A 25,017-nucleotide genomic window follows, 5' to 3' on the forward strand; every position below is an offset into this window, starting at 1 on the left:
CGCTTGATGGGGCTCCTGTTGTCAGTGGCCCCGATTAGGGTGGTCGGCACGCTGCAACGTCGCAGTCGCTGTGCACGTTGGGGGCTGCTTGACGTGCCCAAACGGGGGTGGAAGTTCATGACGACAGCTGCTTCGGCCACGCACGCGTACGCGCCAGAGCCTGCCGCCGGGCAGGTGGGGCAGTGACAACCTGGTCACCGGGGATGTCCTTCAAGGCGCTCCTCGCGGATGCGCCGATGGCGTACATCCGGGGGCATCTCGGCGAGCAACTGTGCGCTCTCCTAGACCTGATCGAGGGCGGCACAGCGGGTGACGACCGCCTTCGGGTCGTTGCCCCAATCGCCATCGACGCCGAACGTTTGGTCACCGACGCTGCTGAGCGTACCGCCCTGGTCGCCCTGGTTCCGGGCCCGAAGCAGGCGGAGTTGGCTCAGCGTCTGGGCTCACCTGGGGACGAACAGGCGCCGCTGGACTACCTGCAGAGCCTGAAGTGGACGGCCGACGAGCGCCGCGAGTTGCTGGAGTTCTTCGGCTTCACGATCGACCGGGTGCCATCCCTCCCACCCGCGTTCAAGCAGGAGACGGGCCCGGAGTACAGCCTGTTCCCGCATCAGCGCCACGCGGCAGCACGGGTCAAGGAACGGTTGTACGACGGCTCTCGGCGGACGGTGCTGCACCTTCCCACGGGCGTGGGCAAGACGCGCACGGGCATGAGCCTGATCTGTGATCACCTGCGGCAGCACGAGCCCACGGTGGTGGTGTGGCTGGCTCACGGGCAGGAGCTGCTGGAGCAGGCAGCCGTCGAATTCGAACGCGCCTGGACGAAGGTCGGCGACCGCCCGCTCCCCGTCCTGCGGGTCTGGGGCAACGCCCCGGCAGAGCTTGCGGGGATGGCCGACGGACTGGTCGTGCTCGGCCTTGAGAAGGCCGCTTCAACGGCCAAGTCGAAACCGCAGTTCCTTGCCATCCTCGCCGCACGCAGCACTCTGACCGTCTTCGACGAGGCCCATCAGATTATCGCACCCACGTTCCAGCGGGTGGTCGATGAACTGACGATCCGTCATGATGCGAGCCTGCTAGGGCTGACCGCTACCCCGGGGCGCACGTGGGCCGACATTTCCAAGGACGAGGAGCTCTCCGACTACTTCTCCCGGCAAAAGGTCATGCTGGAGATCCAGGGCTACACCAACCCGGTCACAGCACTGATCGACCAGGGCTACCTGGCCAAGCCGGTGATGCGGACGGTTGCCTCCGAGGCCGGTATACATCTGTCTGCCCGGGACCAGCAGCTCCTTGCACGGTCCTTCGACATCCCTGCCGCCATGATGGCCGAACTCGCGTGCGACGAGCAGTGGAATCTCAAGATCATCCAGACGATCACGGAACTGCTCCAGCAGCAGCATCGGCGCATCCTGGTGTTCGCCGCCTCCGTGGACCACTGCCGACTGATCGCAGCGGTACTGTCCGCTGCCGGCTTCGATGCCGAGTTCGTGACGGGCGAGTCCTCGCCCCGGCACCGCGGCCAGGTCATCTCGCGATTCAAGGGGTCCGGTCGGCGCCCCATGGTCCTGTGCAACTTCGGCGTCCTGACGACCGGCTTCGATGCACCGGCAGCCAGCGCGGCCGTGATTGCCCGCCCGACCAAGTCCCTCGTGCTGTACAGCCAGATGGTCGGCCGCGTCATCCGCGGCCCGAAGGCCGGCGGCACGGACACCTGCGAAATCGTGACCGTCGTGAACCCGGGGCTCCCCGGGTTCGGCGACGTCGCCGAAGCATTCACCAACTGGGAAGACGTATGGGAGACAGCGTGACCAGCGACGGCAGCAACTACCGGATCGTCAGTCCTGCGCTGACCGTCAAGGCCATGCGAGACAGCGGCTACAAGAACACCGCCTATGCGCTCGCCGAACTGATCGACAACAGCATCGACGCCAAGGCCAATCTCGTGGAGGTCTTTGCCTGCGAGAACCCCGTTCGGGTTGGCTCCCGGACCAGCCACCGCGTGGAGACCATCGCAGTACTCGACAACGGTCACGGCATGGAGCCCCCGCAGCTGCGGCGTGCCCTCAAATACGGTGACGGACAAGGTGCCGACCCCGACCGTATCGGCCGTTTCGGCATGGGTCTGCCCAACTCCAGCATGTCGCAGTGCACCCGCCTGGATGTCTGGTCCTGGACGAACGGTGCGGGCAACGCCATGCATACCCATCTCAGCCTCGAAGAGATCGAAAAGGGGCTGATCGACGATGTTCCCGATCCCACACACGACCCGCTGCCCGACTATTGGCGGACTCTGAGCGACGGGCTCGGTGACACCGGCACGCTCGTCGTCTGGACAAACCTGGACAAGGTCAACTGGTACGGGGCCGCGGCCACCCTCAAGAACACCGCCGACCTGATCGGCCGCGTGTACCGGCACTACCTCGACAAGGGACGCGTCGACATCCGAATGGCCCCCGTCCGCGAGGGCAAGGTCGTGGAGGGCGAGTATCACGCCGTGCCCAACGATCCGCTCTACCTGATGACGCCGACCTCCACACCGGAGCCGTTCCCCAACAAGCCGATGTTCATGCCCTTCTCCATGGGCAGCGAGTCCGAGCCCGGAGTCACGCACTTTCCCGTGCTCCACGAGGGCAAGCGGCACAACATCACGGTCCGGGCCTCCATCGCCCGCCCGGAAGCCCGCCGTGCCGACGTCGAGGGCCACCCATGGCCAGACAGCATCAGCCGTACGACCGACTCCGGCATCCTGCCGTGGGGCAAACACGCCCGGCGCAACGTCGGCATCTCGCTCGTCCGTCAGGGCAGGGAACTGGACCTTGACGCCTCGTGGGCCATCGGATACGACCCGACGGAGCGGTGGTGGGGCATCGAGGTAGAGTTCCCGCCGGACCTCGACCCCATCTTCGGTGTGACCAACAACAAGCAGAGCGCCACCGTCTTCTCTTCCCTCTCCCATTTCGACTGGAAGGCCCACGCCGAGGCCGGTGAATCCTTCAAAGGTTTCAAGGAGCGGCTTGCCGAACTCGGCGATCCGCGTCTTCCTCTGATCGACCTCGTGCTCTACCTGGAAGAGAAGCTGCTGCCGGCCATCCGGCGGCAGCTGAAGCAGCAGACGATCGGGACGCGCAAGAGCAAGAAGCGGCATGACGATGACGTCGCTTCCAAGGTCACGGATGCCGTCAAGCGCCGCAGCGAGGAGGGCTACACCGGCAAAACCGACGAGCTCGACGAGGGATCGACCCCGGAGACCAAGCGGCAGGAACAGGTCGAGGCCCTCACCCAGCGACACCACCTCGACGAGGACACCGCCCAGACCATGGTCGAAGAGGCCCTGGAGAAGGAGCTCCGCGCACGGTGGATCTCCAGTTTCCAGGACACCTCCGCCTTCTTCAGCATCGACCTCATGGCTGGCATGCTGCAGGTGATCTTCAATGTGAAGCATCCGCTGCACGCCCAGCTCATGGCCGTCCTGGAAGACGTCCCCGAGGAGGCCGACGCCAACGAGCTGCGTAGTCGACTTGACCGTGCCGCAGACACCTTCAAGCTGCTGCTTTTTTCCTGGGCCCGGATGGAAGACGAGACCTACCCCGACCGCGACCGCGAGCGTATCGCCGACGCGCGGCGCGAGTGGGGCCGGTACGCCCGCGACTTCGTAGACGGGAAGGGCGACTGAGCGTGCCCGAATCTGGCCACATCTGGCGGCAGATCGAAGAATTGATGACAGGCGCCAACGGACGAGTAATCCTCGTGGCGCCCTTCGTCAAGCGAGAAGTTCTTGCGGCCACGTTGTCCGCCGCCCCCACCACCGTCGAGAACATCGAGTGCATCACGCGCTGGGTCCCCGAAGAGGTGGCAGCCGGGGTATCCGATCCCGAAATCATCGAGCTCACCGAAGAGGACAAAAGGCTGCGTATCGCGCTCTGCCCGACCCTGCACGCCAAGCTGTACCTCACCGGCGAGCGCTGCCTGATCGGATCCGCCAACCTGACAGGGAAGGCAACCGGCCGCGCCGCCAGCCCCAACATCGAGGTCCTGGTGGAGGCGCCCTCCGCCCACCCCGAAATCGTCCGGGTACTCACAGAGATCGAAGCCCGGGCGGTCGAGGCAACTCCCCACATGGCGGCCTTGGTCAAAAGTCAGGCCGAACTGCTGAGAGAGCAACACCCGACCCCCTCTGACCAGCCACGAGAGGCAGCCCATCGAAGCTGGTATCCCGTCACACGACGCCCGGACGCCCTCTACCCGTACTACTGCGGGCGGGCACAGTTCGGGCGCTCCGTCGAAGCAGCCATCGTGCGCGACCTCGCGCTCCTAGGCGTTCCGGCCGGCCTGTCCGAGACGGAGTTTTCGGACTTGATCGAAAGCCGACTGCGGGAGATCCCCGCCCTCCAGACGCTCGTGGCCGGTGACCGCCTGACCAATGTGGAGTTGCAGCAGGCACTTCAAGAGCAGATCGGTATGACCGATGAGCGGGCACGAAGGACCACCGAGACCATCGCGGCATGGCTTCGCCACTTCGGCCGCTTCTACACAGACATCGGGACATGGGAGATCCGGCACGGACAGGAGCTGTCCTAGCCAGGCAGCGGTACTCACAATGGCCTCGGGGGGGGAAGGCACCGCGCTTCCCAGCGAGCCACCACCGACGTCCTCCGGCCAGATGCAACGGGGTTGCCCGCAGGGCCGCCTAGGATCTCTGCAGACAGCATGGCGAGGTGGCAGTGCCCACGTGGCAGTCACCTGGCAGGAACGTTGGTACGGGGAAGGTGCTCATGTCTCAAGCCCGGGTCCCGTACCTGCTTGGGCACACTGAGGTTGCCTCCCTCTTCAAAGTTGAGCGCCAGACGTCACAGAAATGGCGCACAGAAGGCACACTCCCAGAGCCTGACCTGGTTGCTTCGGGCAATCCGTACTGGCTGCTGACGACGGTGCTGCAGATCTCCGGCGGCGACCGCCAGGCTGATAAGCAACAACTGGTGGCCTACAGGGCTGGGATCATTGAGGGCTACGACGTGCAGGACAAGGAGCACCTACCTGTCGTCCTCGGCATCCAGGAAGTTGGCCGCGTCCTCGGCAAGGACGCCCAGGCCATATCCCGGTGGCGCAACCGTCGGCAGATCGCCGAGGCCGACTTGATGCTCTCCGGTTCCCCTCTCTGGCTCCTGGAGACCATCCTCACCGACGCGCGACAACGGCAGCGGACGGTCGTCCCTGCCGAGGTCACCAGGCTCCGCGCAGGGCAACGCACCCCGCAGAAATTTCGCGGACGCAAGCATTGCACCCCTGCCACGCCCGCACTCCAAGAGCCTCTGCCCGGCGCCCAGGCCTTCTCCGCTGCCGATCAAACCGCCGCTGCCGAGTTCCTCGCGTCGGTGCTGGCCCAGGGTTTCTCCGTCGTCATCAAGCCTCAACGCTAAACCGTCGATCCCGCCAAACGAATGCCAACGCCTACGGACGGCTGTTGCCCTGTTCGCTAGCAGCAAGAGAGAAACACTTGATCCCACGAGAGTCTATCCATATTGTCTCTCACATGTCGCTCTTGCAGCAGCCCCTCGGAGCCAACCACGCCGATCCCGCCGACTCCATCTTCCAGGCCGCTTCCCAGGAGCCCGACCGCCCTCCAATGAGGATCGTTTCGTACGGAGGCGGTGTCCAGAGCACAGCCCTGCTTGTGCTGGCCGCTCAGCGAGAGATCGACTTCGGGACCTTTCTGTTCGCCAACGTCGGCAACGACAGCGAGCATCCGGCGACCCTCGCGTACGTTCGCGAGGTCGCTGTCCCGTACGCCGCACGTGCGGGTCTGGATGTTCAGGAACTCAAGCGGCGCCGACGCGACGGGGCCACCGAAACGCTCATGCAGCGGCTGAACCGTCCGGACACCCGGTCGATCCCCATACCGGTTCGCATGGCCAACGGCGCTCCTGGCCGCCGCAACTGCACTGCCGACTTCAAGATCAAGGTCGTCGGACGGTGGCTTCGGGAGCATGGCGCCACTGCGGAGGAGCCGGCTGCGGTCGGCATTGGCATTTCGGTCGACGAAATCCATCGCGCCAACCGCAGGCGGCGGGAAGCCCACGAGGTCATCGAGTACCCCCTCCTCGACCTCGGCCTGCGCCGGGACGACTGCGAGCGCATCATCGCCGAGGCCGGCCTGCCGGTGCCGCCGAAAAGCTCCTGCTTCTTCTGCCCATTCCGCACCGTCGGTGCCTGGCGCCACCAGCGTCAGCACGAGCCCGAGTTGTTCGCTCAGTCGGTCCGGCTGGAGGAGACAATCAATCGACGGCGGGCCGCTCTCGGGCGGGATGCCGTCTATCTCACGAGGTACGGGATCCCGCTCACTGAAGCCATCCCCGACGACAGCCCCAGGGAGGGCGACGCCGATGAGGATGAAGGTGCATGCGACTCCGGCTGGTGCATGACCTGATACGTGTCGGGCAGGTCACGACGGGTGGGCCCGAACCCATGGATTCGGGCCCACCGTCGTTTGCCCCCGGGCTGCTGACCTGCTCGCCTCGGGGCACAGCCCATGGTCAGAGCTCGGGCGGCTCCCCGGGCTGAAGGTGGAGAACGGCGAGGTACTCGGCGTAGGGCATCTCTTCATCCACCCAGCGGCTGCCGCCCGAGGCGTCGGGAATCCACATGCCGTCAATAAGGTACTTGTCGTCGAAGACGGCGACCCGGTCCTCCTGCACCGCTGCCGCCATAAGCAGCTGGATTCCCAGCAGCAGCACCGTGGAGGCTTCCTTGACCGCGCAGACCTCGCCGTGCCCGGTGGGAAGGACGTTCCCGTCCGGGTCACTGTCCGGCTCGGGGATGGCGGCGCGGCCCCGGACGGCCATCTCATGCAGGGCAATCGCCTGAGTCACCGCTGCCGCCACTGGCGCGTTGGCGCCCGGCACCCCGTCCGAGGCATGCGTCCGCAAATGGTCGGCGACCGCGCGTGCGTGCAGCAGCCATGCGTCGCCGTGGTGGTGCAGCCGCTGTTCTGCTGCTTCGACGGCCAGTCCAGGCTCCGTGGTGCCCGGGTGTAGCAGCCGGACAAATCCTTCAAGCGCTCCGCGCAGGTAGCCAAGACGGACCTGGTGCTGCTGCCACTCCTCCATCATCTCGGTCCAGACGGCGTCGAAGTCGAGGCCGGCCGAGCACATGCCGCCGCCGTCGTACGACATGTCGAACGTCACCGTACGCAGTCCCTGCGCGAGGCGCAGCCACTTGTAGGCGGCGTCCCAGCTGTTTTGCGCCCCGGGAACGCCGGAGACCACGGAGGCATGCTCCACCCAGTCGGTGAGTTCGCCGACGTGCTCCCCTGGCTCGGACAGCGCCAGGGTTGCCAGGGTGCGGTACGAGGGCAGGCAGGCGCCCTCCATCCGGGTAGTGGTCATGAGTGCAGCGTGACACACGCCGCTGGCAATCGCTCCGGTGCAGATGGTCCGCGCGGCTCCCAGGTGCTGGTGGTGCGCCGCACAAGACGGTGTACTCGCAACGCCCTTCTGCGGCATGCGGGTTCGGGCTCCAGGTCCTCTTACGTGCCGATCAAGTGTGGGCTCTCGTAGAGGCCAGCGCGTACCTCGGCGCCTGTGAGCCGGCGGGACTTGGGAGCGTTGGGATCATCCTCGGCGTGGCACTCGTGTTTCCGGTGAAGCAGAGGACTGTTGGTGGAGTCCGCGTAGTAGATAAAGGAGGACGCGTACGACACCATGACGGCGACCCTAGCGGCCTGAACAGCCCAATTCCTCACTCACCCCCCGGGAAACCCCCGGAGAATTGATTGCTCCACCGCCGCCCAGACCCATCCTCCGACAAGAGGCACCCGCAACGCCACACATACACCCCACACCTGCGACCAGTCGCAGCGCCTCCCGGCGTCCACCACGGCTACACCCGGGCGTTGGCCAGACGAAACAGGTCGGCCGCTCGCTCCAGGTCGCGCCCGGACCTCCAGGTCCCCGGTGCCGTGATGGCCCAGGCCCGTCACGTCCCGCATGAATCCGGGCACGAGATCCACACCCTTCGGCTCGACCTTGGCATACGCGAGAATCTTTGCCTGCCGCACCGGCGGAACACACACGAAGTTCCGCAACCGCCGGTACGCCGTGTACTGCTTGCGCTGCATCAGGCAACATCACCGCCCAGCCCGAGCAGCACCTCGTCCAGTGCACCTGCCAAGTGAGACATCGCCGCCCCGGCCGTACCGGGGCCGGAGTGCGCCGGGCCGCTCACACGGCTGCCGGTCCGGCGACGGACGCCGACAGCGTGCCCGTGGATGGACGCGACGGTCTCCAGCCCGATGTGACCGTCGCCGTAGAGGCGGTAGCGGACGAGGTGGATGCTCCGGCGGTGCTCCCGCTGGCGTTGGACGTCGTACCGGGTGTAGTCCCCGGCCACGCAGATCAGCCGGGGACTACTCCACAGCACCCGGGCCGCGGCCTTCGCGCCGAGCCGGTCGCGGACCAGACGCTGGAACTCGTCACGGTGGTCCACCAGCCAGGAGAGGTAGTACCGCCCCTGGTGGATCACCCCCGAGTCGGTCGCCCGCTTGTACTCGACTTTGCCGACCGCAGGAGCTCGGACATCGGCTCTGAACTGCGACGATCCATAAACTACACGTCCGTGACGATGACTTGAGGCCGCTGCCCCAACTTATCCAGGTGGTCTCGCGAGACGATCCGGCTCCGGACAGGGCAAGTTGCTGGACGGCATTGTGCGGCGTGTGTGGGTGCCGTGCCGCCACGGTTCGGCGTGCCGCAGGAGAACGGTGACGACGATGCGGTGAGTGGTATCGATGATGCAGGCGCAGTCGCGCCGTTGAAAGGTGCGCCGACCCTTGGGGTGCTGGGGGGCGCCGCCGTAGGTCTGCTCGGGCGAGATGACGCATCGGAGGACGTCGCTTTCGTGGAAGCCCAGTTCGCGGGCCCGTTGTTGGGCGTGGGGCGAGAGCGTTTCGTTGGCCTGTTGCCGGAGCCGGGCGAGCGCTTTGCGCTGACGTGCTTCGCGGCCATGGCGTCTCATTGGTGGGTCTCCGGCCCGGAATCCAGAAGCTTCTTCACCGCGCTGGGTGACCAGCGTCCCGTCCCGCTGAGGGTCGGAATGGCTTCCTTGTTGAGGTGGGTGGCAATCTCGCGGAGCGAGTTCCCTCGAGCGTGGCGGTCGGTTGCTACCTTCCTGGCGTGGGAACGGGACCGGGTCTCGTCTGTGATGGTGGCATTGCTGTGGGCGCGGAGGGCGACGCACAACTCCGTGCCCTCTCTCAGTATCCGGTCGTCGTGTGGGTTCCCGACGGCGGCAGTCACGTGGATTCCTTTCTCCACCACCTGCACGCCTCGGTAGAGAGCTAGGTCAAAGAAAACCGCGCGCTGCATGCCAGAAGAGAAGTGCGACTTGGGTTCAGAAATGAAAAGTGTGCGAAAAGACCCTGCATCCAGGATCACCTGAAGCGTCAAGGGCAATTCACTGGGCGGGAATACAAAACTGTGCGGCTCACTGAGGGAGGAGTCGTAGTTCTCAGCTTCCTCTATAGAACCGATTACCCCCATGCAGTCCATATCAGCGAGAGGCAGGCACCTTCTCCCTTCGAGGAGCACGTCCATGCGCGATGTCTGGAAATACTCAAACCGGCCCCATTTTTTCCCGCAGGATCTATCCCAAAGGAGTCGGTCAATGCCCTGGCGGGACCACACGTGAGGTCGCTCATAGCCATCAGCTAATTCGATGATTCGGGATGCTTGTGCCTGGGAGTACCCCATTCCTCGGGTCAGCTTGTGTGCTAGGCGGGCACACTCCTCTTCTGTGGGCCAGCCTGGGGAGATGTACGCATCGGACTTCGCCCCACCGCCAAGCGCTGGCAGCAGTCGATGCCGTTCCACGGCTGCCTTGTAGGCCAGATCGAGCAGTTCATCTCGCTTGGAGTCAGGTGCGTACACCTGGTCCCCAATAGTGATGGAGTTTCCGCCTGCCATGATCTCAGCGCAGATGATGGCCCGAGTCACCCGATCCCCTAGATGGCTCTCGGACGGGACCCATAGACGGTTGCCCACTCCGAGACGAATGCAAGAGATGGCCTCGTGCAGGGCGATCCGTTCGCCTGCGCGCCCCTCTTTTCTGGATGCCGCTTCCTGGCGTCGCATCAAGCAGTCAACGGATCGTCCGCCAGACGATGTTTCCGATCCGACATGATAATGGATCACGGCAGCCACCTTCTAGAATACGTTGCTTTTCATGCGTAGTGACAATGAACGCCAGGTCCTCGGTGCACCCCCGTAGTGCGTCGAGCTGATGGTTGCACCCGTGAGGCGGCTTTGGCCAGAGAGGGTGTGCCGCTTGTCCCTGACTCAATTTAAGAGGATCCGGATGCAGTTATTGGGTTGCTGAAAACTAATCGTAGAGGCATCGGCGGACGCGCAGAACAGGGGGATGAGGCTGCGGCCAGGCCGCGTCAGGGTTCCGTGCAGCTCTCTCGTCGGGGTGCTTTCGCGAGGCGGCCCATCCACCGGGACAGTGGACGGGCCGTGAGCTGGCTGCTGGACAGATCAGGTCGTGGACGTCGCGTCGGCGATACGGGCTTCGAGGTCGGCGATGCGCCGGTCCTGGAAACGGAGGTTGGACCGGGCAGCCCTCAGCCGTTCGTCGAGGGTGCGGTTGCTGGCCGTGAGTTGACGGACTCGCTGCTTGAGGGATGTGTTCTCGGCGGTGATCCGTTGGATGATCTCCTCAGTCCATTAGGCTTGCAAGTTGCTTACATGGCCGAGGAGTTCACCGATGCGTGTCCGCTGAGCGAGGATCTCGGTGTGGGCAGCCTTACGGCTCTCCTCGCCGTTCAGCGCGCGTTCGCGCCAGGTTGCGTCGCGTTCGTCGTCCTGCTCAGCGACCGTCCGGGCGCGGCGTTCGCTGGCCTCAGCCGTGGCAGTGGCGACGACGGCTCTCGCTCCAGGTTGTCGTAGAGGAAGGTGCGGGAGACGTCCGCGCGGTGGGCGACGGCGGCAACGCTGCCCTGGGTCTTCTCACGCCGTAGCCGGGCGATGGCCGCTTGGACACAGTGGAGGGCGGCTTCGGTCCACTGGCGGCGGTCCGCCAGCGCTGCGGCCGTGCGCGGTGCGGGAACAGCGGCGGTGTTCATGCGATGTCCTGTTCGGGGGCTGGGTCCTCGGCTGTGCACGTATCGCTGTACTCGTCCTGCTCGTCGCTGCCCGCGTCGGCGAGGTCAGCGGCGCGGAAGGCGGTGGACCACACGCGGTGGAAGTAGTCCTGGAGCTTGCGGAGGTCCAGGGCGAGGGCGTCGTCGAGGAGCCCGAGGCCGGCCAGCGCCTTCTCCAGGCCGTCGATGGCGCGGGCGGTGGGTTCGAAGTAGCGGTGGAGGTACTCGGTAGTGGCGTCGTCGAGGGCTCCTTTGGCCAGCAGTCGCCACTGTTCGCGTTTGCGCCGTCAGTAGAGCAGGTCGGCGCCGGACAGGACGTACTTGTCGCAGTTGTGGCAGTCGAGGTTCCAGGGGCAGGCGCCGCCGTCGACGACAGGCTGGAAGGTGCAGAAGCCGCCCTCGGCGAGGGTGCTGCGGCGAGAAAGGTAGATGGCCAGGGTCTGAGCCTGTTCGCCGGTGAGAGGGGTGGTGTCACTGGTGAGGGGTCGCCGGGGTGGGCGGTGCCCGGTCCGGCGACCCAGACGTGCTGGAGGACGTTGTCCAGGTCGGCGCTGGTCAGGCGGACGTAATGCTCGGCCATACGGTCGGAGACCTGGCCGAGGTAGCGGCGGATGTGGGTCAGGGGCGCGCCGTGCCGCAGCAGCCGGGTGGCAAGCGAGTGCCGGGCCTGATGGGCAACGCAGTGTCCGCCGAAGTCGAGGTCGGCGAGCCAGCTGCGGAATCCTGTGTGGAACCAGGTGTAGGACAGGGCGCGGCAACCGTCGAGATTGAGGATGCCGGTGGGGAACAGCGCCAGTTGAGCGCGCTCAGCGGGAGTGGGCAGCCCGCCGTAGCGGCCGACGTAGTCCAAGCGGAGCTGGATGACCTCGCTGGCTCGCCGGCCAGTGACGATGATGGTCTCCCACATGTCCCTCAGGCCGCGGTCGTGCTGGTCGTAGCCGTCGGCGAGCTGCTGCAGATTGGCCTCGTCCGCAAGCGCACGGGCGACTTCGTCGGGGAAGGGGTTGCGGCTGCGAGGCGTGCCCGGGCCGCCGACCGGCATGGCGGCGATGAAGGCGCGGTCCAGGCCGATTCTCTCGGCGCTGCCGCGGTCCAGTGCGCCGCGCAGCAGGGACCGGCCGTAGTTGAACACCATGCGGCGCGAGTTCTCGGATACCTTCGCCCTTTTGCCGTCCAGGCGGGCCTGGCTGCGGAAGGCGGGGCCGGGGCATTCGCGGTTGCGTAGGTCCGCGACGAAGCGGTGGACGTGCTCGCCGCGCAGTACGGTGAGGTCGTGGCCGCCGCCGGGCGCCTCGGAGCCTGTCAAGTCAAATGAGACAGTTTGAGGCTATGAGTTCTGCTTCTGAGGTTCTGTCTTAGGCCGGGTTCGTTGATCCACACGGCCGTGGGCAGTTTCGGGGGGTGGGGTCGGCGGCCGAAACGTTTGGGTGGGCCGCATACGTCTGGGCGAGGGTGACCGCTCGCTGTTGACGCACCAGGTCGGCGGTGCCGAAGTGGACGCCGACCGGAATGTGCAGGCCCATCGCCGAGTGCCGGTGCTCGTGGTTGTGGTAGGTGAGTGAACCGTCGCACCAATCGCGGGCGTGCTGCAGGGAGCCGAACCGCTCGGGGAAGTCTCCGCTGTACTTGATGGTCTTGAAGTGGGCCTCGCTGTAGGGATTGTCGTTGGAGGTCTTCGGCCGGGAGTGGAAGCGGGTGACGCCGAGATCGGTCAGGAACTGGGCGACCGGCTTGGAAGTCATCGAGGTGCCCCGGTCGGCGTGCACGGTGTGGGGCACGACGCCGTTGCGGTCGATGGCGGTGCGGATCAGCTCCTCGGCGACTCTGCTGTCGTTCACGGGCCGCGACGGTCCAGTCGGTCACGTAGCGGCTGTAGAGGCCGATGAGGACATACAGGTGGTACCAGTCGCCCTTGCCCGGTCCGCGCAGCTTGGTGATGTCCCACGACCACACCTGCGACGGCCCGTCGGCGACCAGCTCCAGCTTGACCGTGGCCGGGTGGTGGCCTGGCGCCGACGGTCGCCGTTCTGTCCGGCGGCCCGCAGGATCCGTACATCGTCGAGGGCGAGCACCAGTAGGTCCCGGCGTCCAGTTCCCGCGCCCAGACCTGGGCAGGCGGCAGCTCGGCGTATTCCGGCCGGTTCAACAGTTCAAGGACTGCGGCCCGTTCGTCTCCCGACAGGGCGGCGTCGGCCGCGGCTTCGGCTCCACCGGCGGGCGGGGCTTGAGGTGCCGGTAGTGCGTGGCCCGCGAGCAACCGGTCAGCCGACAGGCCGCGGCCGTGCCCAACTGCGTCTTGATGCCGGTGAACGCCTCGTCCAGCATCGGGTCTGCGGCATCGGCCAGTCCGCGCTCTCGGCAAGCGGTTCCAAGAGCGCGGAGGCTTCTCCCAGCACCTGCAGCGCGGCATCCTGCCTGGCCAGGTCCTTCTCCAGCCGGGCCACCTTCTTGCGCAGCCGTTCCAGCTCGGCTGCTTCCCCGGCCTTCTTGGGCCGGGCCGGGCTGGTGCACCGGTCCGGCAGAGCGGCCAGGCCCGCGGCATCCCGGGCGGCCGGCCGCTCCATGATGTGCGAGTGGTACAGCCACTCACGGCGCAGGACTGCACCTTTCTCGCCGGCCGGGGCGGCGTCGTACTCGGCGACCATGCGCAGCTTGCACTCCGGGGAGAAACGGCGGTGGGTCGGTCTCGGTCCCGGGTCCTCGGACTCCTATCGGGCCGTTCGTGCTGGTCATCTGGAGTAGGGATTCTGTCTCGCCCAGGAAGAGTAACCCGGCATACCGGGTGTCTCACCACAGACTGGCAGGGAGGGAGCCGGGGTTACCGGGGTCGCTCCCGTCTCGGCTGATGTCGGGGCGGACTTCGGACCGGGGTGATAGAGAGAGATCGGCACGACAATCCGCACGGTCTGTATACGACGTCCCTAAACCCGGAAAGCGGCGACGATGTTCTTCAACGGCCCCGCGCACGTGCACACCGATGCCACGCTCTTCCCGGCCGGTACCGGCGTCCCCGCCGAGCAGGATCTGCCCGTTCTGCCGCAAGACTTAGCACGCGCGTTGTTCATCACGGGCAGGGCCCCGTACGACCGAACCCAGCACGGGAGGTCAGCGGCGTACGAGTGGTGCCACAGGGTGGCGGTCCTGCCCGCCTATCTCAGCTGGAGCGATGATCCGGTCCGTCGCATCACACGTACCGACCTCGCCCAGGAACTCGACCCATCCGAGAAGGGAATGCTGTCCTACACCCTGGGACAGGCCATGTGCCAGATCTTCGCCGAGAGGGAACTGTCCGTCCGGTTCTTCATGCACGTCGCCCGCTACGCCTCCGCCTACAAGCTCACCTTCGCCCCCGGCCGGAGCCGGGCCGACTTCTTCGGAGAGCGGACCGTCGGCGGATATGTCGTCGCGGAAGCCAAGGGCCGCTCAGGCACGCTGCCCAAGGAACTACGCAAAACCATGGGGGAGCAGAAGAGGACAGTCAAGACCATCAAGGGCGAAGTACCGAAGATCGCATACGCGAGCGCGGTGCACTTCTCCTCCCCCCATAGCCCCATGCGTCTGACAGCGATCGACCCGGACACAGCCGACCCTCGCGCCATAGACCTTCCCGTCGACCCGGACCTACATGTGCTGGCCTACTACACGCCGTTCCTGGACGCCTTCGCCCATCAGGAACCACTCATTCTGGGCGACTACGTCGTGGCCGGCTTCGCGGCGCTCGGCGTGACACTCGGGGTCTTGGCGCCGGTGCTGCAACGTGTGGAACGGGCGGCCCGGCGCAACGAAGTCGCGGGCCTTCGCGACGACATCCTGGGCCTGCTCGCCCGCCACCGGCCTCACCAGGAGCCCACGCTCTACATCGACGGCACTCTTTTCGCAGCAGACTGGACGGTTCCTGAGGACCGGCGCCGCCCGGGCCGTCGGGAGAACGAAGTGCTCCCCGACTTCTTGCACGAGGCGTTCCGCAGCATGAACGAAGAGGACGACTGGCGAGAGGTGTTCGTGGAGGAGGGGGACCTCGACTGGCGAGATCTGTCCCCTGCCAGGGGCTACATGCCGGGAATCCTCTACCAGGGTGATGTTCTTGAGGGCTGAGGCATAGACGGCCGCCGGGCACCCCACGGCCAGGGCCGGCTGGGTGGCGGTGATGTGATCGGTGGCGGTGTTGCTGCTCGCGTTCCCGGGCCTCAGCAGACCGACCACCGGCTCACCGGACCTGCCCGTGCCGTGGTCGACGAAGCCCGTGAGCAGGTGGTGGCCGAAGATGTTCTTCCAGGTCGCGGCCATGTCCTCCTTGCCGGAGTGCACAATCACCAGGACGCCGTCCAGGTCCACAGTCACGGAGCCGCTCGCATCAGGCGCCGTCTGCCCGGCCACCTGACGTTCAGGATGGCGCAACCTGGGAGCGGGCGCTGCGGATCGCGTTGAGGCGCGTTCGCTGCCCGCGGCGAGCGTGTCGCGCAGCCGGGAGACTGTCGGGTCCGTGGCCACCAGTCCGAACACGGGCGACTCGGCACGCAACATGCGATGCCGACCGGGCAATCGCCACCGAGAGCGACCGCGAGCGCCACATCCGGCGGGATCTTGCCGGGATCGTGCCCGCCCGGGGCTTACGCCAGGGGCCCAGGGCCGCCGATATCGCACCCGACTCTGTCGCACCGCACCAGGCTCGGCTCGCCCCGCCGCGTCACCCGTCGACCCATCCGACGGTGCCCCGTACCGACCCACGGCCATCGGCGCCTGGCAGGCTCACTCGCGCCCTCCCCGCCACCTGCCCGAGAGGGACCTTCGCGCGGGAGAGCGCCCAAGGGTACCAACGGCGCGCTTCTCCCCGGCATTGCACTCCACGAGAGTCCGCCTGTCCGATCGAGCGGGGCCTTGTACACCTCCTATGCCGGGAGTCGAAATCACGGCAGGCGTCGCTTCGCAGCACAGCGGCCCACTGGACTGTAAGCGGATAGACAGAATGAAGTAGTCACTTTCTCATCGCGGGGGTACTCGCGGGATCGCGAGCCTGACACACCATCAGGCAAGTCGCTGACCAGGAAAAATGCACAATAGCCCGACGGCCTCCGGAGCCGTGTGCGCAGGTTCGAATCCTGCCGGGGGCACTTCGCAGGGAGTGCCAAAAGACCCCGCCACCAGCGGAATCGCTGGGTGCGGGGTCTTGTTGTATGTGCAGGCAGAAGGATGCGGTTGAGTGCAGCCCCACGGCAGTGGTCGAGTAGGGACCACGTAGTGATCTTGAAGGGGCTCTCGGTAGGTCGGCGGTCTTTCCAGGGCATGGGTCCTGCCCGATCCGGGCCATGTACCAGACTGCTCCTGTGACTGCCGACGAGCATGAGGACGCGTACAGAACGTGGCGGGCATCGCTACGGACACTCGTCGCTGATGCGGAGCAGCTCGCCCGCTGGCAGGAGCGTCGGTTCCGGTTCGCTCATGAGTTGGGGAGGCTGTTGGCCGACCCGTACGGCGGTGCCCCTGCTATGAGTGGACCGGTGTTGTATGGGGTCTTCCTCTCCGGAGCAGGGCTCTGTTACGTGGGGCAGACCCGGGATGCCCAGCGACGCCTGCGCGATCTCGCCGTGGGGGAGAGTCACCATCTGGCGAACACCGTCCCTCCCGAACTCTGGGAAAGAGTTGTGGTGGTGCGCTGGCCGGACCTATTGGCTTCTCTGCCTGCGCGAGAAAGGGAAACGGTCGCGGCCCTGGGCGATGAGGTCTGCGGGCTCGCCCTTGAGCATTTGTTGCATGTCACCTTCGCGCCGCCGCTCAACAGCCGCCGACGGCATCGCGATGGGGTCTGGCGGCCCAGAAACCATGCGGACAGCCGCTCCCGCGGCGCCGTCCATGCCTCGGACCTGGCCGAGTTGTGGCAGGTGGTCCAGGCCGCTTGGCACAGCCTGGCAGCGTGTCCGGTCCCCGCGGGTGGCGAGTCCGTGATCTCGACCGCGGTCGGCCGAGCCGTCTTCCCCGGAATGCCGGGTCCTTTGCCGGTGTAGGTGGGTCTGGTGGTCCGGTGGTGCATTCCGGCTTCGCGTGGATCCTCGGGAGCGCGTCCGAGAGCGCGTCCGTCGAGTGGCCGGGCGGGTGCGTCGGAGTTCGGCCACGGGGAACCGCCCGCGTGCCGCAGGTCGTGGGACGGGAGGGCGGGGCGGGGGTGTGGGGTGGGAGGGGTCCGGGAGCGGGCTCGTCGGTTGCATTTCGGGGTTGTCCTTCGCTTCCCCGGTCGATTGTCAGTGGCCGCCGCTAACGTTCCACCTGTCGTCGCACAGATGCCGGAAATTCCCGGCTGAACTGTGCTTTCTTCTTGCTGTCCTGAGCGTGAGGCGGGGATCGTGGGCTGGCTGTCGGCGGGCGAGGGGTATGAAGTCGCCCTGGTGGAGGGGCGGGTGGCCGCGCGTGCCACCTCGGGGAGGTCGGCGGGGCGGCAGTTGAAGTCCCTGCCGCGCGCGGTCAAGGACCACCCCGAGGTGGACCGGCTGCGGCGGTTCGCCGAGTGGCTGGATCGGCATGCCGCGGGCTGTGTCGCGCAGGTGGACGCCTGGATGGTGTCGTCGCTGCCCGTGCCCACCGGTCTGCTGGCCCGGGTGTGGCCGGACGATGCCTGGCAGTCGGCGCTGCGGGACATGGCCGTGGTCGGGGACGACCCCGACGAGGTCGGTTTCCTGCGGGGCGCCACCGAGGACGGCGAGCTGCGGATGGTGAACCTCGACGGTGAGACGGTACGGCTGTCCCCGCGCACGGTGACCCTGCCGCACCCGGTGCTGCTGCCGGACCTCGACGACCTGCGGGAGTTCGCGGCGGAGCTGGGCATCGTCCAGCGCGTCGAGCAGATCCACCGGGCCATCTGGCGGCGGCCGGAGGAGCTGGACCCCAAGGTGAGTGAGATACGCGAGTTCGCGGGCGGGTCGTTCCGGTCGCGGTTCGCGCTGGCGGCGCGGGCCAGTTCCCTGGGCTACCGGGTCTCGGGCGGCTACGCCACGGCCCGGGTGCGCGACGGCGGACACACCGTGGAGGCGTCCGTGTGGATCGGGGAGCCGTACTGGGAGTACTCGGTGGAGACCGGGGGCCTCACCTGGCACGACCCGGACGGCCGGGCCCTGCCGCTGCGCGAGGTGGGCCCGGTGGCCTGGTCGGAGGGGATGCGCATGGCGGCGGCGCTGTACGCCGGGCGCGACATCGAGGAGGGGAAGAACGCATGAGTGGGGGGATGGAAGTGGGGACGGAAGTGGGGGTTCGGGTGTCGTCGTACGAGGGTGTGCTCGGTGCGGGCGGGGTGTTGCCGGCGGACACGGTGGACGCGGGTGAGCGGGCCGTTCCGCTGACCGCGCGCAGCTATCGCCATCCGGGGCTCGACGACCGGGTGGTCGTGCGGCTGGTCGCCGGTGAGCTGGGCGCGGCGGAGGATCTCGCCGCCGGGTTCCTCGGTCTGGAGCCGGACGGCGAACCGGCGGTGGTGGGGCTGGGGATGCGCCAGTCGCTGGGCTTCCCGGAGTGGGTGCTGGTGCACCACCCCGCGGACGGGCACCACGCGCTCGGCGTCGTACCGGATCTGGAGCGGGTGGCGCGGCAGGCGCGGTCGCGGCCCAAGGCCGCGATGGACGGCTATGTGGAGCTGGGGGCGCGGCTGGCGGCCTCCGTGCCGCATTTCCTGCCGACCTTCTACGAGCAGGCGGGCCGGGTCTTCCTCGCGGAGGAGAACGCCACCTACGCGGCCCAGTTGTTCACCCGGGCCCGCCGGGCCGAGGCGGAACACGGGCTGGTCATCGAGGAGGATCGGCTCGACGCGGTGTTCCTCGAATTCGCCCTGGCGGGGGCGCTGCCGGTGAAGGTGCTGTCCGCCTACGCCCGGGAGCTGGCGGCCCGGGTGCCGGCCGAGGAGGCGCTGCGGCGCTTCACCAAGCTGTGCCTGCGGCGCACGGCGGGCGGTCTGCCGCCGTCCGCGCAGATGGCGACGGATCTGCGGAAGCTGGCGCGGGCCGCCGGGCGGGACGCCGACCTCGCCGAGCAGGAGTATCTGGCCGAGTTGCTGGAGCTGCCGGCCACCCTGCGGGCCGCGGCCGGCTGGTGGAAGGGGCACCGGGCCGCGCTGGTGGCACTGGCCGCCCGGGAGCGGCGGGTGCGCGGGCTCCTGCTGGACATGGTTCCGGCGGGCCGCGACAGCGCCCTGCCCGGACTGTGGCTGACGGTGCTGGCGGACTCCGGCGCCACCGAGGGCCTGTGGGACGGCTCGCTGCCCGAGGAGGAGCGGCCGAAGGACGGTACGGCGGGCTGGCTGGAGCGCTTCCTGACCTTCCGGGACCGGGCCGGCTCCTGGCGGACCTCGCCCCGGATGCCCGAGCTGTTCGCGCTGGTGGAGCGGGCCGTGGACCAACTGCGGGCCGAGTTGGGCGCGTCCGGCCGCACGGTGCGGGTCAGCCACGACCTCGACCTGCTCGATCTGCTGCTGTCCCTGGACGTCCCGGTGGCCGACCCCGAGCGCGACGACGCCCTGCCGCTGACCCATTGGGCCCAGGGCGAGGGACAGCGCGAGCTGGTCTTCCTGGGCGCCGACACCCGCTTCCACGACGCCTTCCAGCGGGGCGCCGAACGCTTCAGCCCCCACGAGGACGCCCTGCGGGCCATCCGTCTGCTGGCCGCGTCGCCCGGCTGCCGGGCGCTGCTGGCCCGGTGGGTCGCGGCGGTCGTGACGCGGTTCACCGTGGTCGGTCTGCCGCAGTTGCCCGACGCGCTGGGCCGGCTGAAGTGGCTGCCCGCCGAGGCCCTCGCCCTCGCCGAGGACGAGGTGCGCGAGGCCGTCGCCACCGACCTCGCGCCCGCACTCGTACGCACCCTGCGGGCCGGTCTCTTCGACGAGCTGGGCTGGCCCGCCTGGGAGGAGGCGGTGGCCGATCTCGTACCGAAGGACAAGGCGGAGGACGTGATCGTCGCCGACGCCTGGCCGCATCTCGTGGTCGCCGGTGCGGCGCAGGCCCGGGTGATCGGCGCCGAGGGCACGCTGCTCACCCACGATCTGCGCATCCCCCCGGGCAACCGCCACGGCGACCCCGGCTTCCACCACGTCGACGGGGAACTCCTCGTCTACTGGAGCAACGGCGGCGGCGATCTGCGCGGCTACTGGCACAGCCGGGCCGACCGGGTCGAGGCGCTGGAGGGCCCGCGCTCGCCCCGCGGCATCGACATGGACTACTACCGGGGTGACTTCCCCATCACCCTGCCGCTGCCCGGCGGCGGCCGGACCACCGGCCGGGGTGTCCTGCACGCGGGCGACACCACCGTGCCCGAGGAGCGCCGGCTGCTCTTCGACGGCTCCTCGTACTGGGTGTGGCACACGGACTCCGAGGACCGCGAGTCGCAGGGCTGGTACGAGTACGACCCGGTCAGCGGCGCCGTCGGGCGGCCGAGCCGGCCCGCGTTCCTGGCCGACGCGCTGCGCGACGCCCCCCGGGGGAGCGAGTTCACGGGCGGGCGGCTGCGGCCCTCCCCCACGACCGTCGCCGGTCCCGTCTGCGCGCCCGTGCACGGGCTCGTCGGGCTGCGCCGGGTGACGCTCCCGGACGGTTCCACGCGGATCGAGGATCTCGCCGGGCACACCCTCACCCTCCCGGCCGACGCCGGGCAGCCGTTCACGCTGGTGATGTTCCCCGGTGCCGAGCGGCCCACCGCGGTGGTGCGCAAGAGCTGGCAGCTCGACCTGGTGGACGCGGAGGGGGTCGTCACCGCCTGGGCCAAGACCGACCGTACGGCGGGCGTGTTCGGCGAGGGCACCCTGCTGCTGCCGCCGGTGCAGTACTGGGAGTGCCTGACCGCGCGCGACCCGGAGGGCTCGGCGGCGCTGCGGCGCATCGACCGCGACACCGCGGCCGCCCTGCTGACGGCCGCCGCCGACCCGGACGCCGAGGCGCTGCCCGGCGCGATCCGCGCCCTGCTGCCCGTCACCCACCCCGCCCTGGTCAAGGGCATCGCCGGGGTCGTGCGTCACGCGGCGGACCAGCAGGGTGTCCTGGACGCGGCGGCGGCCCGGCTGACCCGGATCCTGGAGGACGGCGGCCCGGTGGACGAGGGCCCGGCGGGTCCGGCGGACAGCCTGCTGCGCGACGCGATCAGCGGTCTCGACGCGTCGTCCACGTACACCCACTGGTGGCAGCGGGACGACGAGGAGGACACCGTCTTCCGCGCGCTGCGGGTGCTGACCCGCGCCGCCGAGGCCGAGGGGGGCGACGGCGATGGCGACGGTGCCGGGGGGCGGCTGCACCTCGATGGGCCCGAGGTGCCGGCCGGGCAGCCGGGGCTGCGCTCGCTGATCGTCCGGGCGTCGGCTCTCGCCTTCCGGGCCGCCGCCGGCATCACCACCGAGGAGCACCGCGAGGCTCTGCGCCAGCTCCTGGCCGGGTTCGACCGGCTGGGGCTGGGCGGGTCCCCGGACCCCGACCGCTGGCGCGCGGTGACCCTGCACCTGGACGCGCACCGGCTGCGCACCGCCTCGGGCGACGGGCGGGAGGGCTCCTGGAAGGGCCTGCTGCCGCTGGCGGACGGCGCGTTCATCGCGGTGGCCGGGCACGGGGTGCTGGACGACGACGGCTGCGAGTTCACCGGGCTGTTCCACGACCCGGCCGGGCGGTTCGCGGTGCCGGAGCCGTACAAGGTGCTGTCCTGCGACCCGATCGGCCTTGATATCGGCCTTGATGAGGAGGGTGACGAGGACGGCCTGGGCGGGGAGGGCCGGGGCGGGAGCGGCCTGGGCGGGAGCGGGGTGCGGCTCGGGGAGTTCCTGGCCCTGCTCGCGGAGCGCGGGCCCGCGCCGTGGTTCCCCGGGGCCGCCGAGGAGTTCGCCCGGCTGACCGGTATCACGGAGACCATGGCGCGGCTCGTCGTCGCCGGGCTGCCCGGGGTCGACGCCTCCGAGCGGTCCTTCCTCAGCACCGAGGCCCGCCAGGTCATCGGGGTGAAGGTCACGTCCGCCGCGGTCGCCAAGGACGGACTGCAGGGCATCGGCAGCGCCGTGCGCGCCGCGGTCGTGGGCGCCCTGCTGCCCGCCGATCCGGTCCGGCTGTGGACCGAGGGCCCGGACGTGGCCGCCGCTGCCGCCGTCTGGAACGCCGCGATCGGCCACCGTCCCGCCGTGCCCGAGGAACTGCTCGGGGACGCCGTGCGCGCCGTCCGGCACACGGGGTGGAGCGTGCGGGAGGCCCTGCCCGCGCTGCTGGACCCGGCGGCTGCCCCGCAGCTCAGCCGGGATCTGCGCTGGGAGGTCAGGGGCGACCGGGTGCGGCCCGTCGACGACGGGGAGCCCGGCTTCACCGCCGACACCCTGGTCGGCACGGTGGCGGCGGTGGCCTGGCTCGCCCATCGGCTGCCCGCGGGTGACCCGATCCGCGCCGCGCTGCCGCCCGCGTTCACCGCCCTGCGGGCACGGCTGGCGGCGCCGGGCCTGATGCTCGACCTCGGCCGTTACATCAGCCTTCCCGCGTTCCGGAAGACGGCGGGCGCGCCCAGCGAGACCGGCCCGGGATTCGAGCGCTACGGCGCCGTCGTCCTGGCCACCCATGACGACCAGCCCGCGCCGGGCATCCGCGTGGACCTCCTGGACGAGTCCGGCCAGGACGCCCATCTGCCGGCCACCCGCGTGGAGGATCGCCCCTACGCGATCGAGGACGCGCTGCGGCTGGTGCGGGACTCCCGTTTCGCGGCGCTGCTCGCCGACCCCGGGGAGCCGATCGCGGGTGAGCGCGACAAGGCGGGCACCTGGTGGCCGCAGGACCCGGGGCGCTCGGTGCCCGACCTGGTCACCGAGGCGGCCAAGACGTACGGCCTCGGCGAGGACGCGGCGACGCTGTATCTGATGCTGCTCGCCCTGCCCGACCCGACCGACCGCCTCACCGCTCGGTGGACGGGCTGGAAGCCGGCCCGGCTCAAGGCGGCCCGTGCCGAACTGGGGGCCACTGATCTGGTGGTCTCGGCCACCCGCACGAGGGCGGGCCGGTCCCTCTTCCTGCCCGGCGGGTGGGCCGAGCAGTCGGCGCCCCGGGTCCCGCTGGAGCACTGGAAGCTGTCGCTGTTCGGCCTCCGCCAGGGGGAACACCCGCCGTTCGGCCTGATCGTGCCGACGGAACCGGTCGCCGACCTGTACCGCAGGGTCTGGCAGCGGGTCCTGGACGGTGACACGCCCCGGTTCGAGGAGCTGAAGGTGCGGCGGGGGCGGCGGCGCTGAGGGGGGCCGCCGGGGGTGGCTGGCGCTGGCGCTGGCGCTGGCTGTTAGCGGGGGTGGCTGTCGGCGGCGGCGGTTGCTGTCGGCGGCGGCGGCTGCGGCTGCGGCTGCGGCTGCTGACGGTGGCAGCCGTCGGCGGTGGCTGCCGCCGGGGGGCACCTGGTAACCAGCGGTGCCCCTGCCAGGGGTGCCTGGCATCAGCGGTGCCCCTGACGGGGGTGCCTGGCGCCAGCGGTGCCCCCGCCCCGCGCCCTCTCTCCGTTCCCCTTCGTGTCAATGATCGCCGGATCGTCCTCGACGCCGACCAGGCGCACCCGATCACGTAAACGAACAACCACCCACCCATCAGCCCTACCCAGCAAGGACACCCATGCCCCCGACCACCACGGCCACGGCACCTCCGCCCCGGCAGACCCTGCCCGCCGAAGAGCGCCATGCCATCGAACTCGCCTTCCTCGCCGCCCATGACGCCGGTCCGCGTCCGCCCGGCTGGCTGCTGACACCCCGCTCCGTCATCACCTTTGTCTGCGGCAGCACAGGCGAGCCCCTCAAGCTGGCCGAGCCGCACGGCACGCTGCCCGGCGAACTGGTCATCGCCCCGAAGTTCGTCGGGGAACGCGCCCTGGTGGAGCGGTGTGTGGTCACGCTCGCCGGGGAGCGCGGCCTGCTGCTGGTGGGTGAGCCGGGTACGGCCAAGTCGATGCTGTCCGAACTGCTGTCGGCGGCCGTCTGCGGCACCAGCGCGCTGACCGTGCAGGGCACCGCGGGCACCACCGAGGACGCCCTGCGCTACGGCTGGAACTACGCCCTGCTGCTGGCCCAGGGACCCACGCCCGAGGCCCTGGTGGACTCGCCGGTGCTCAGCGCGATGCGCTCCGGGCGGGTGGCGCGCGTGGAGGAGATCACCCGCTGTCTGCCCGAGGTGCAGGACGCGCTCGTCTCGATCCTCTCCGACCGCCGGATGAGTGTGCCCGAGCTGTCCGGCACGGACGAGGCACAGGTGTCCGCCGCTCCCGGGTTCACCGTCATCGCCACCGCCAACCTGCGCGACCGGGGCGTGTCGGAGATGTCCGCCGCGCTCAAGCGCCGCTTCAACTTCGAGACGGTGCACCCGATCTCGGACATCGAGGCCGAGACCGCGCTCGTCAGGCGGCAGGCCGTCGCCGCCGTCGAGCGGGCGGGCGCGGCCTTCGAGGTCGACGACGCCGTGCTCGACGTCCTGGTGACCGTCTTCCGGGACCTGCGGGCCGGGCGCTCGGCCGAGGGCTGGGACGTGGAGCGCCCGGGTACGGTGATGTCCACCGCGGAGGCGGTGCAGGTCGCCGTCTCCCTCGGGGTGTCCGCCGCGTATCTGCCCGCCGGGGACTCCCTCGACCTGGTCCCCGGCCATCTGCTGGGTGTCGTACGCAAGGACGATCCGAGTGATCACGCTCGGCTGCTGGGGTACTGGGACGGGCCGGTGCGCCGCCGCGCGGAGGACGGTTCGCCGACCTGGCGCCGTCTGTGGGATCTGCGGGAGAACCTTCGGTGACGCTCGCCCAGGAACCGAGGGGGGCGTCCGCCCAGGAGGCGGGGACGCCCTCGCTCGCCGAACAGGGAGCGGCCTCCGTCCAGGAGTCGGTGGCTCCCCTTCGCCGCGACCCGGGAGCGGCGGCCTCCGTGCAGGAGTCGG

16 protein-coding genes and 3 pseudogenes are annotated in these 25,017 nt (G+C 69.0%); 12 read left to right on the forward strand and 7 right to left on the reverse strand.

Features of this window, described 5'->3' with window-relative positions:
- The first annotated feature begins 203 nt into the window (after window positions 1-203).
- The 5 genes from AB0O01_RS29995 (at window position 204) to AB0O01_RS30015 (ending at window position 6,427) form a co-directional block, all read left to right on the forward strand.
- Window positions 204-1,811, forward strand: a complete 1,608-nt coding sequence (locus AB0O01_RS29995; protein WP_365318210.1) for a DEAD/DEAH box helicase family protein — start codon at window positions 204-206, stop codon at window positions 1,809-1,811.
- Complete coding sequence (locus tag AB0O01_RS30000) at window positions 1,808-3,676, forward strand: ATP-binding protein (protein ID WP_365318212.1); 1,869 nt, start codon at window positions 1,808-1,810, stop codon at window positions 3,674-3,676. The genes AB0O01_RS29995 and AB0O01_RS30000 overlap by 4 nt, the downstream gene beginning before the upstream one ends.
- Window positions 3,677-3,678: 2 nt before the next feature.
- Complete coding sequence (locus AB0O01_RS30005; protein WP_365318214.1) at window positions 3,679-4,581, forward strand: phospholipase D family protein; 903 nt, start codon at window positions 3,679-3,681, stop codon at window positions 4,579-4,581.
- Window positions 4,582-4,775: 194 nt separating this feature from the next.
- Window positions 4,776-5,420 carry a hypothetical protein gene (locus tag AB0O01_RS30010; RefSeq protein WP_365318216.1) on the forward strand — a complete coding sequence of 215 codons (645 nt, stop codon included), beginning with the start codon at window positions 4,776-4,778 and terminating at the stop codon, window positions 5,418-5,420.
- Window positions 5,421-5,626: 206 nt separating this feature from the next.
- Complete coding sequence (locus AB0O01_RS30015) at window positions 5,627-6,427, forward strand: phosphoadenosine phosphosulfate reductase (protein WP_365318382.1); 801 nt, start codon at window positions 5,627-5,629, stop codon at window positions 6,425-6,427.
- A gap of 106 nt (window positions 6,428-6,533) precedes the next feature.
- Here the strand turns inward: AB0O01_RS30015 and AB0O01_RS30020 are convergent, their stop codons facing one another.
- The 3 genes and pseudogenes from AB0O01_RS30020 to AB0O01_RS30030 form a co-directional block, all read right to left on the reverse strand.
- A complete protein-coding gene (locus AB0O01_RS30020) occupies window positions 6,534-7,385 on the reverse strand; it encodes a hypothetical protein (RefSeq protein WP_365318217.1) in 852 nt (283 codons plus the stop codon).
- 493 nt (window positions 7,386-7,878) lie between these two features.
- Window positions 7,879-8,568, reverse strand: a pseudogene (locus AB0O01_RS30025) (DUF5655 domain-containing protein); the annotation flags it as partial.
- Between the two features lie 440 nt (window positions 8,569-9,008).
- On the reverse strand, window positions 9,009-9,590 hold the full coding sequence (locus AB0O01_RS30030; protein ID WP_365318218.1) for a recombinase family protein: 582 nt from the start codon (window positions 9,588-9,590) through the stop codon (window positions 9,009-9,011).
- 918 nt (window positions 9,591-10,508) lie between these two features.
- On the opposite strand from AB0O01_RS30030, the gene AB0O01_RS30035 reads away from it, so the two are divergent.
- Together AB0O01_RS30035 and AB0O01_RS30040 are read left to right on the forward strand one after the other, a co-directional pair.
- Window positions 10,509-10,940 carry a hypothetical protein gene (locus AB0O01_RS30035; protein ID WP_365318220.1) on the forward strand — a complete coding sequence of 144 codons (432 nt, stop codon included), beginning with the start codon at window positions 10,509-10,511 and terminating at the stop codon, window positions 10,938-10,940.
- Window positions 10,941-11,232: 292 nt separating this feature from the next.
- On the forward strand, window positions 11,233-11,703 hold the full coding sequence (locus tag AB0O01_RS30040; protein ID WP_365318401.1) for a hypothetical protein: 471 nt from the start codon (window positions 11,233-11,235) through the stop codon (window positions 11,701-11,703).
- Window positions 11,704-11,747: 44 nt separating this feature from the next.
- On the opposite strand, the pseudogene AB0O01_RS30045 reads toward AB0O01_RS30040, so the two are convergent.
- From AB0O01_RS30045 to AB0O01_RS30055, 3 genes and pseudogenes are all read right to left on the reverse strand, one after another.
- Window positions 11,748-12,269 (reverse strand): annotated as a pseudogene (locus AB0O01_RS30045) (site-specific integrase); the annotation flags it as partial.
- 220 nt (window positions 12,270-12,489) lie between these two features.
- Window positions 12,490-12,972 (reverse strand): integrase core domain-containing protein, encoded by a 483-nt coding sequence (locus tag AB0O01_RS30050; RefSeq protein ID WP_365318222.1) that lies wholly within the window; start codon window positions 12,970-12,972, stop codon window positions 12,490-12,492.
- 423 nt (window positions 12,973-13,395) lie between these two features.
- A complete protein-coding gene (locus AB0O01_RS30055) occupies window positions 13,396-13,779 on the reverse strand; it encodes a hypothetical protein (RefSeq protein WP_365318223.1) in 384 nt (127 codons plus the stop codon).
- Between the two features lie 298 nt (window positions 13,780-14,077).
- On the opposite strand from AB0O01_RS30055, the gene AB0O01_RS30060 reads away from it, so the two are divergent.
- Entirely contained in the window at window positions 14,078-15,229 is a 1,152-nt protein-coding gene (locus AB0O01_RS30060; RefSeq protein ID WP_365318225.1) for a hypothetical protein, read from the forward strand.
- 27 nt (window positions 15,230-15,256) lie between these two features.
- Here the strand turns inward: AB0O01_RS30060 and AB0O01_RS30065 are convergent.
- A pseudogene (locus tag AB0O01_RS30065) lies at window positions 15,257-15,773 on the reverse strand (transposase); the annotation flags it as partial.
- Between the two features lie 685 nt (window positions 15,774-16,458).
- Here AB0O01_RS30065 and AB0O01_RS30070 point away from each other — a divergent pair.
- From AB0O01_RS30070 to AB0O01_RS30085, 4 genes are all read left to right on the forward strand, one after another.
- Entirely contained in the window at window positions 16,459-17,136 is a 678-nt protein-coding gene (locus AB0O01_RS30070) for a hypothetical protein (RefSeq protein ID WP_365318227.1), read from the forward strand.
- 336 nt (window positions 17,137-17,472) lie between these two features.
- The gene (locus AB0O01_RS30075) at window positions 17,473-18,339 is read left to right on the forward strand and encodes a DUF4132 domain-containing protein (protein ID WP_365318229.1); all 867 of its coding nucleotides are present in this window, start codon (window positions 17,473-17,475) and stop codon (window positions 18,337-18,339) included.
- Window positions 18,336-23,348 carry a DNA-binding protein gene (locus AB0O01_RS30080; RefSeq protein ID WP_365318230.1) on the forward strand — a complete coding sequence of 1,671 codons (5,013 nt, stop codon included), beginning with the start codon at window positions 18,336-18,338 and terminating at the stop codon, window positions 23,346-23,348. Before AB0O01_RS30075 ends, AB0O01_RS30080 begins: the two co-directional genes overlap by 4 nt.
- Window positions 23,349-23,715: 367 nt before the next feature.
- Complete coding sequence (locus AB0O01_RS30085; RefSeq protein ID WP_365318232.1) at window positions 23,716-24,876, forward strand: AAA family ATPase; 1,161 nt, start codon at window positions 23,716-23,718, stop codon at window positions 24,874-24,876.
- The last annotated feature ends 141 nt before the right edge of the window (window positions 24,877-25,017 follow it).

This window comes from Streptomyces sp. NPDC093252, from assembly GCF_040683675.1.
GTDB lineage: Bacteria > Actinomycetota > Actinomycetes > Streptomycetales > Streptomycetaceae > Streptomyces.

Coding starts and splice junctions, on each gene's coding strand:
- AB0O01_RS30030 (WP_365318218.1), bottom strand. CDS start 9,590: ATGGACGTGCTCCTCGAAGGGAGAAGGTGCCTGCCTCTCGCTGATATG.
- AB0O01_RS30015 (WP_365318382.1), top strand. CDS start 5,627: ATGAGGATCGTTTCGTACGGAGGCGGTGTCCAGAGCACAGCCCTGCTT.
- AB0O01_RS30010 (WP_365318216.1), top strand. CDS start 4,776: ATGTCTCAAGCCCGGGTCCCGTACCTGCTTGGGCACACTGAGGTTGCC.
- AB0O01_RS30085 (WP_365318232.1), top strand. CDS start 23,716: ATGCCCCCGACCACCACGGCCACGGCACCTCCGCCCCGGCAGACCCTG.
- AB0O01_RS30055 (WP_365318223.1), bottom strand. CDS start 13,779: ATGGTCGCCGAGTACGACGCCGCCCCGGCCGGCGAGAAAGGTGCAGTC.
- AB0O01_RS30080 (WP_365318230.1), top strand. CDS start 18,336: ATGAGTGGGGGGATGGAAGTGGGGACGGAAGTGGGGGTTCGGGTGTCG.
- AB0O01_RS29995 (WP_365318210.1), top strand. CDS start 204: ATGTCCTTCAAGGCGCTCCTCGCGGATGCGCCGATGGCGTACATCCGG.
- AB0O01_RS30020 (WP_365318217.1), bottom strand. CDS start 7,385: ATGACCACTACCCGGATGGAGGGCGCCTGCCTGCCCTCGTACCGCACC.
- AB0O01_RS30060 (WP_365318225.1), top strand. CDS start 14,078: ATGTTCTTCAACGGCCCCGCGCACGTGCACACCGATGCCACGCTCTTC.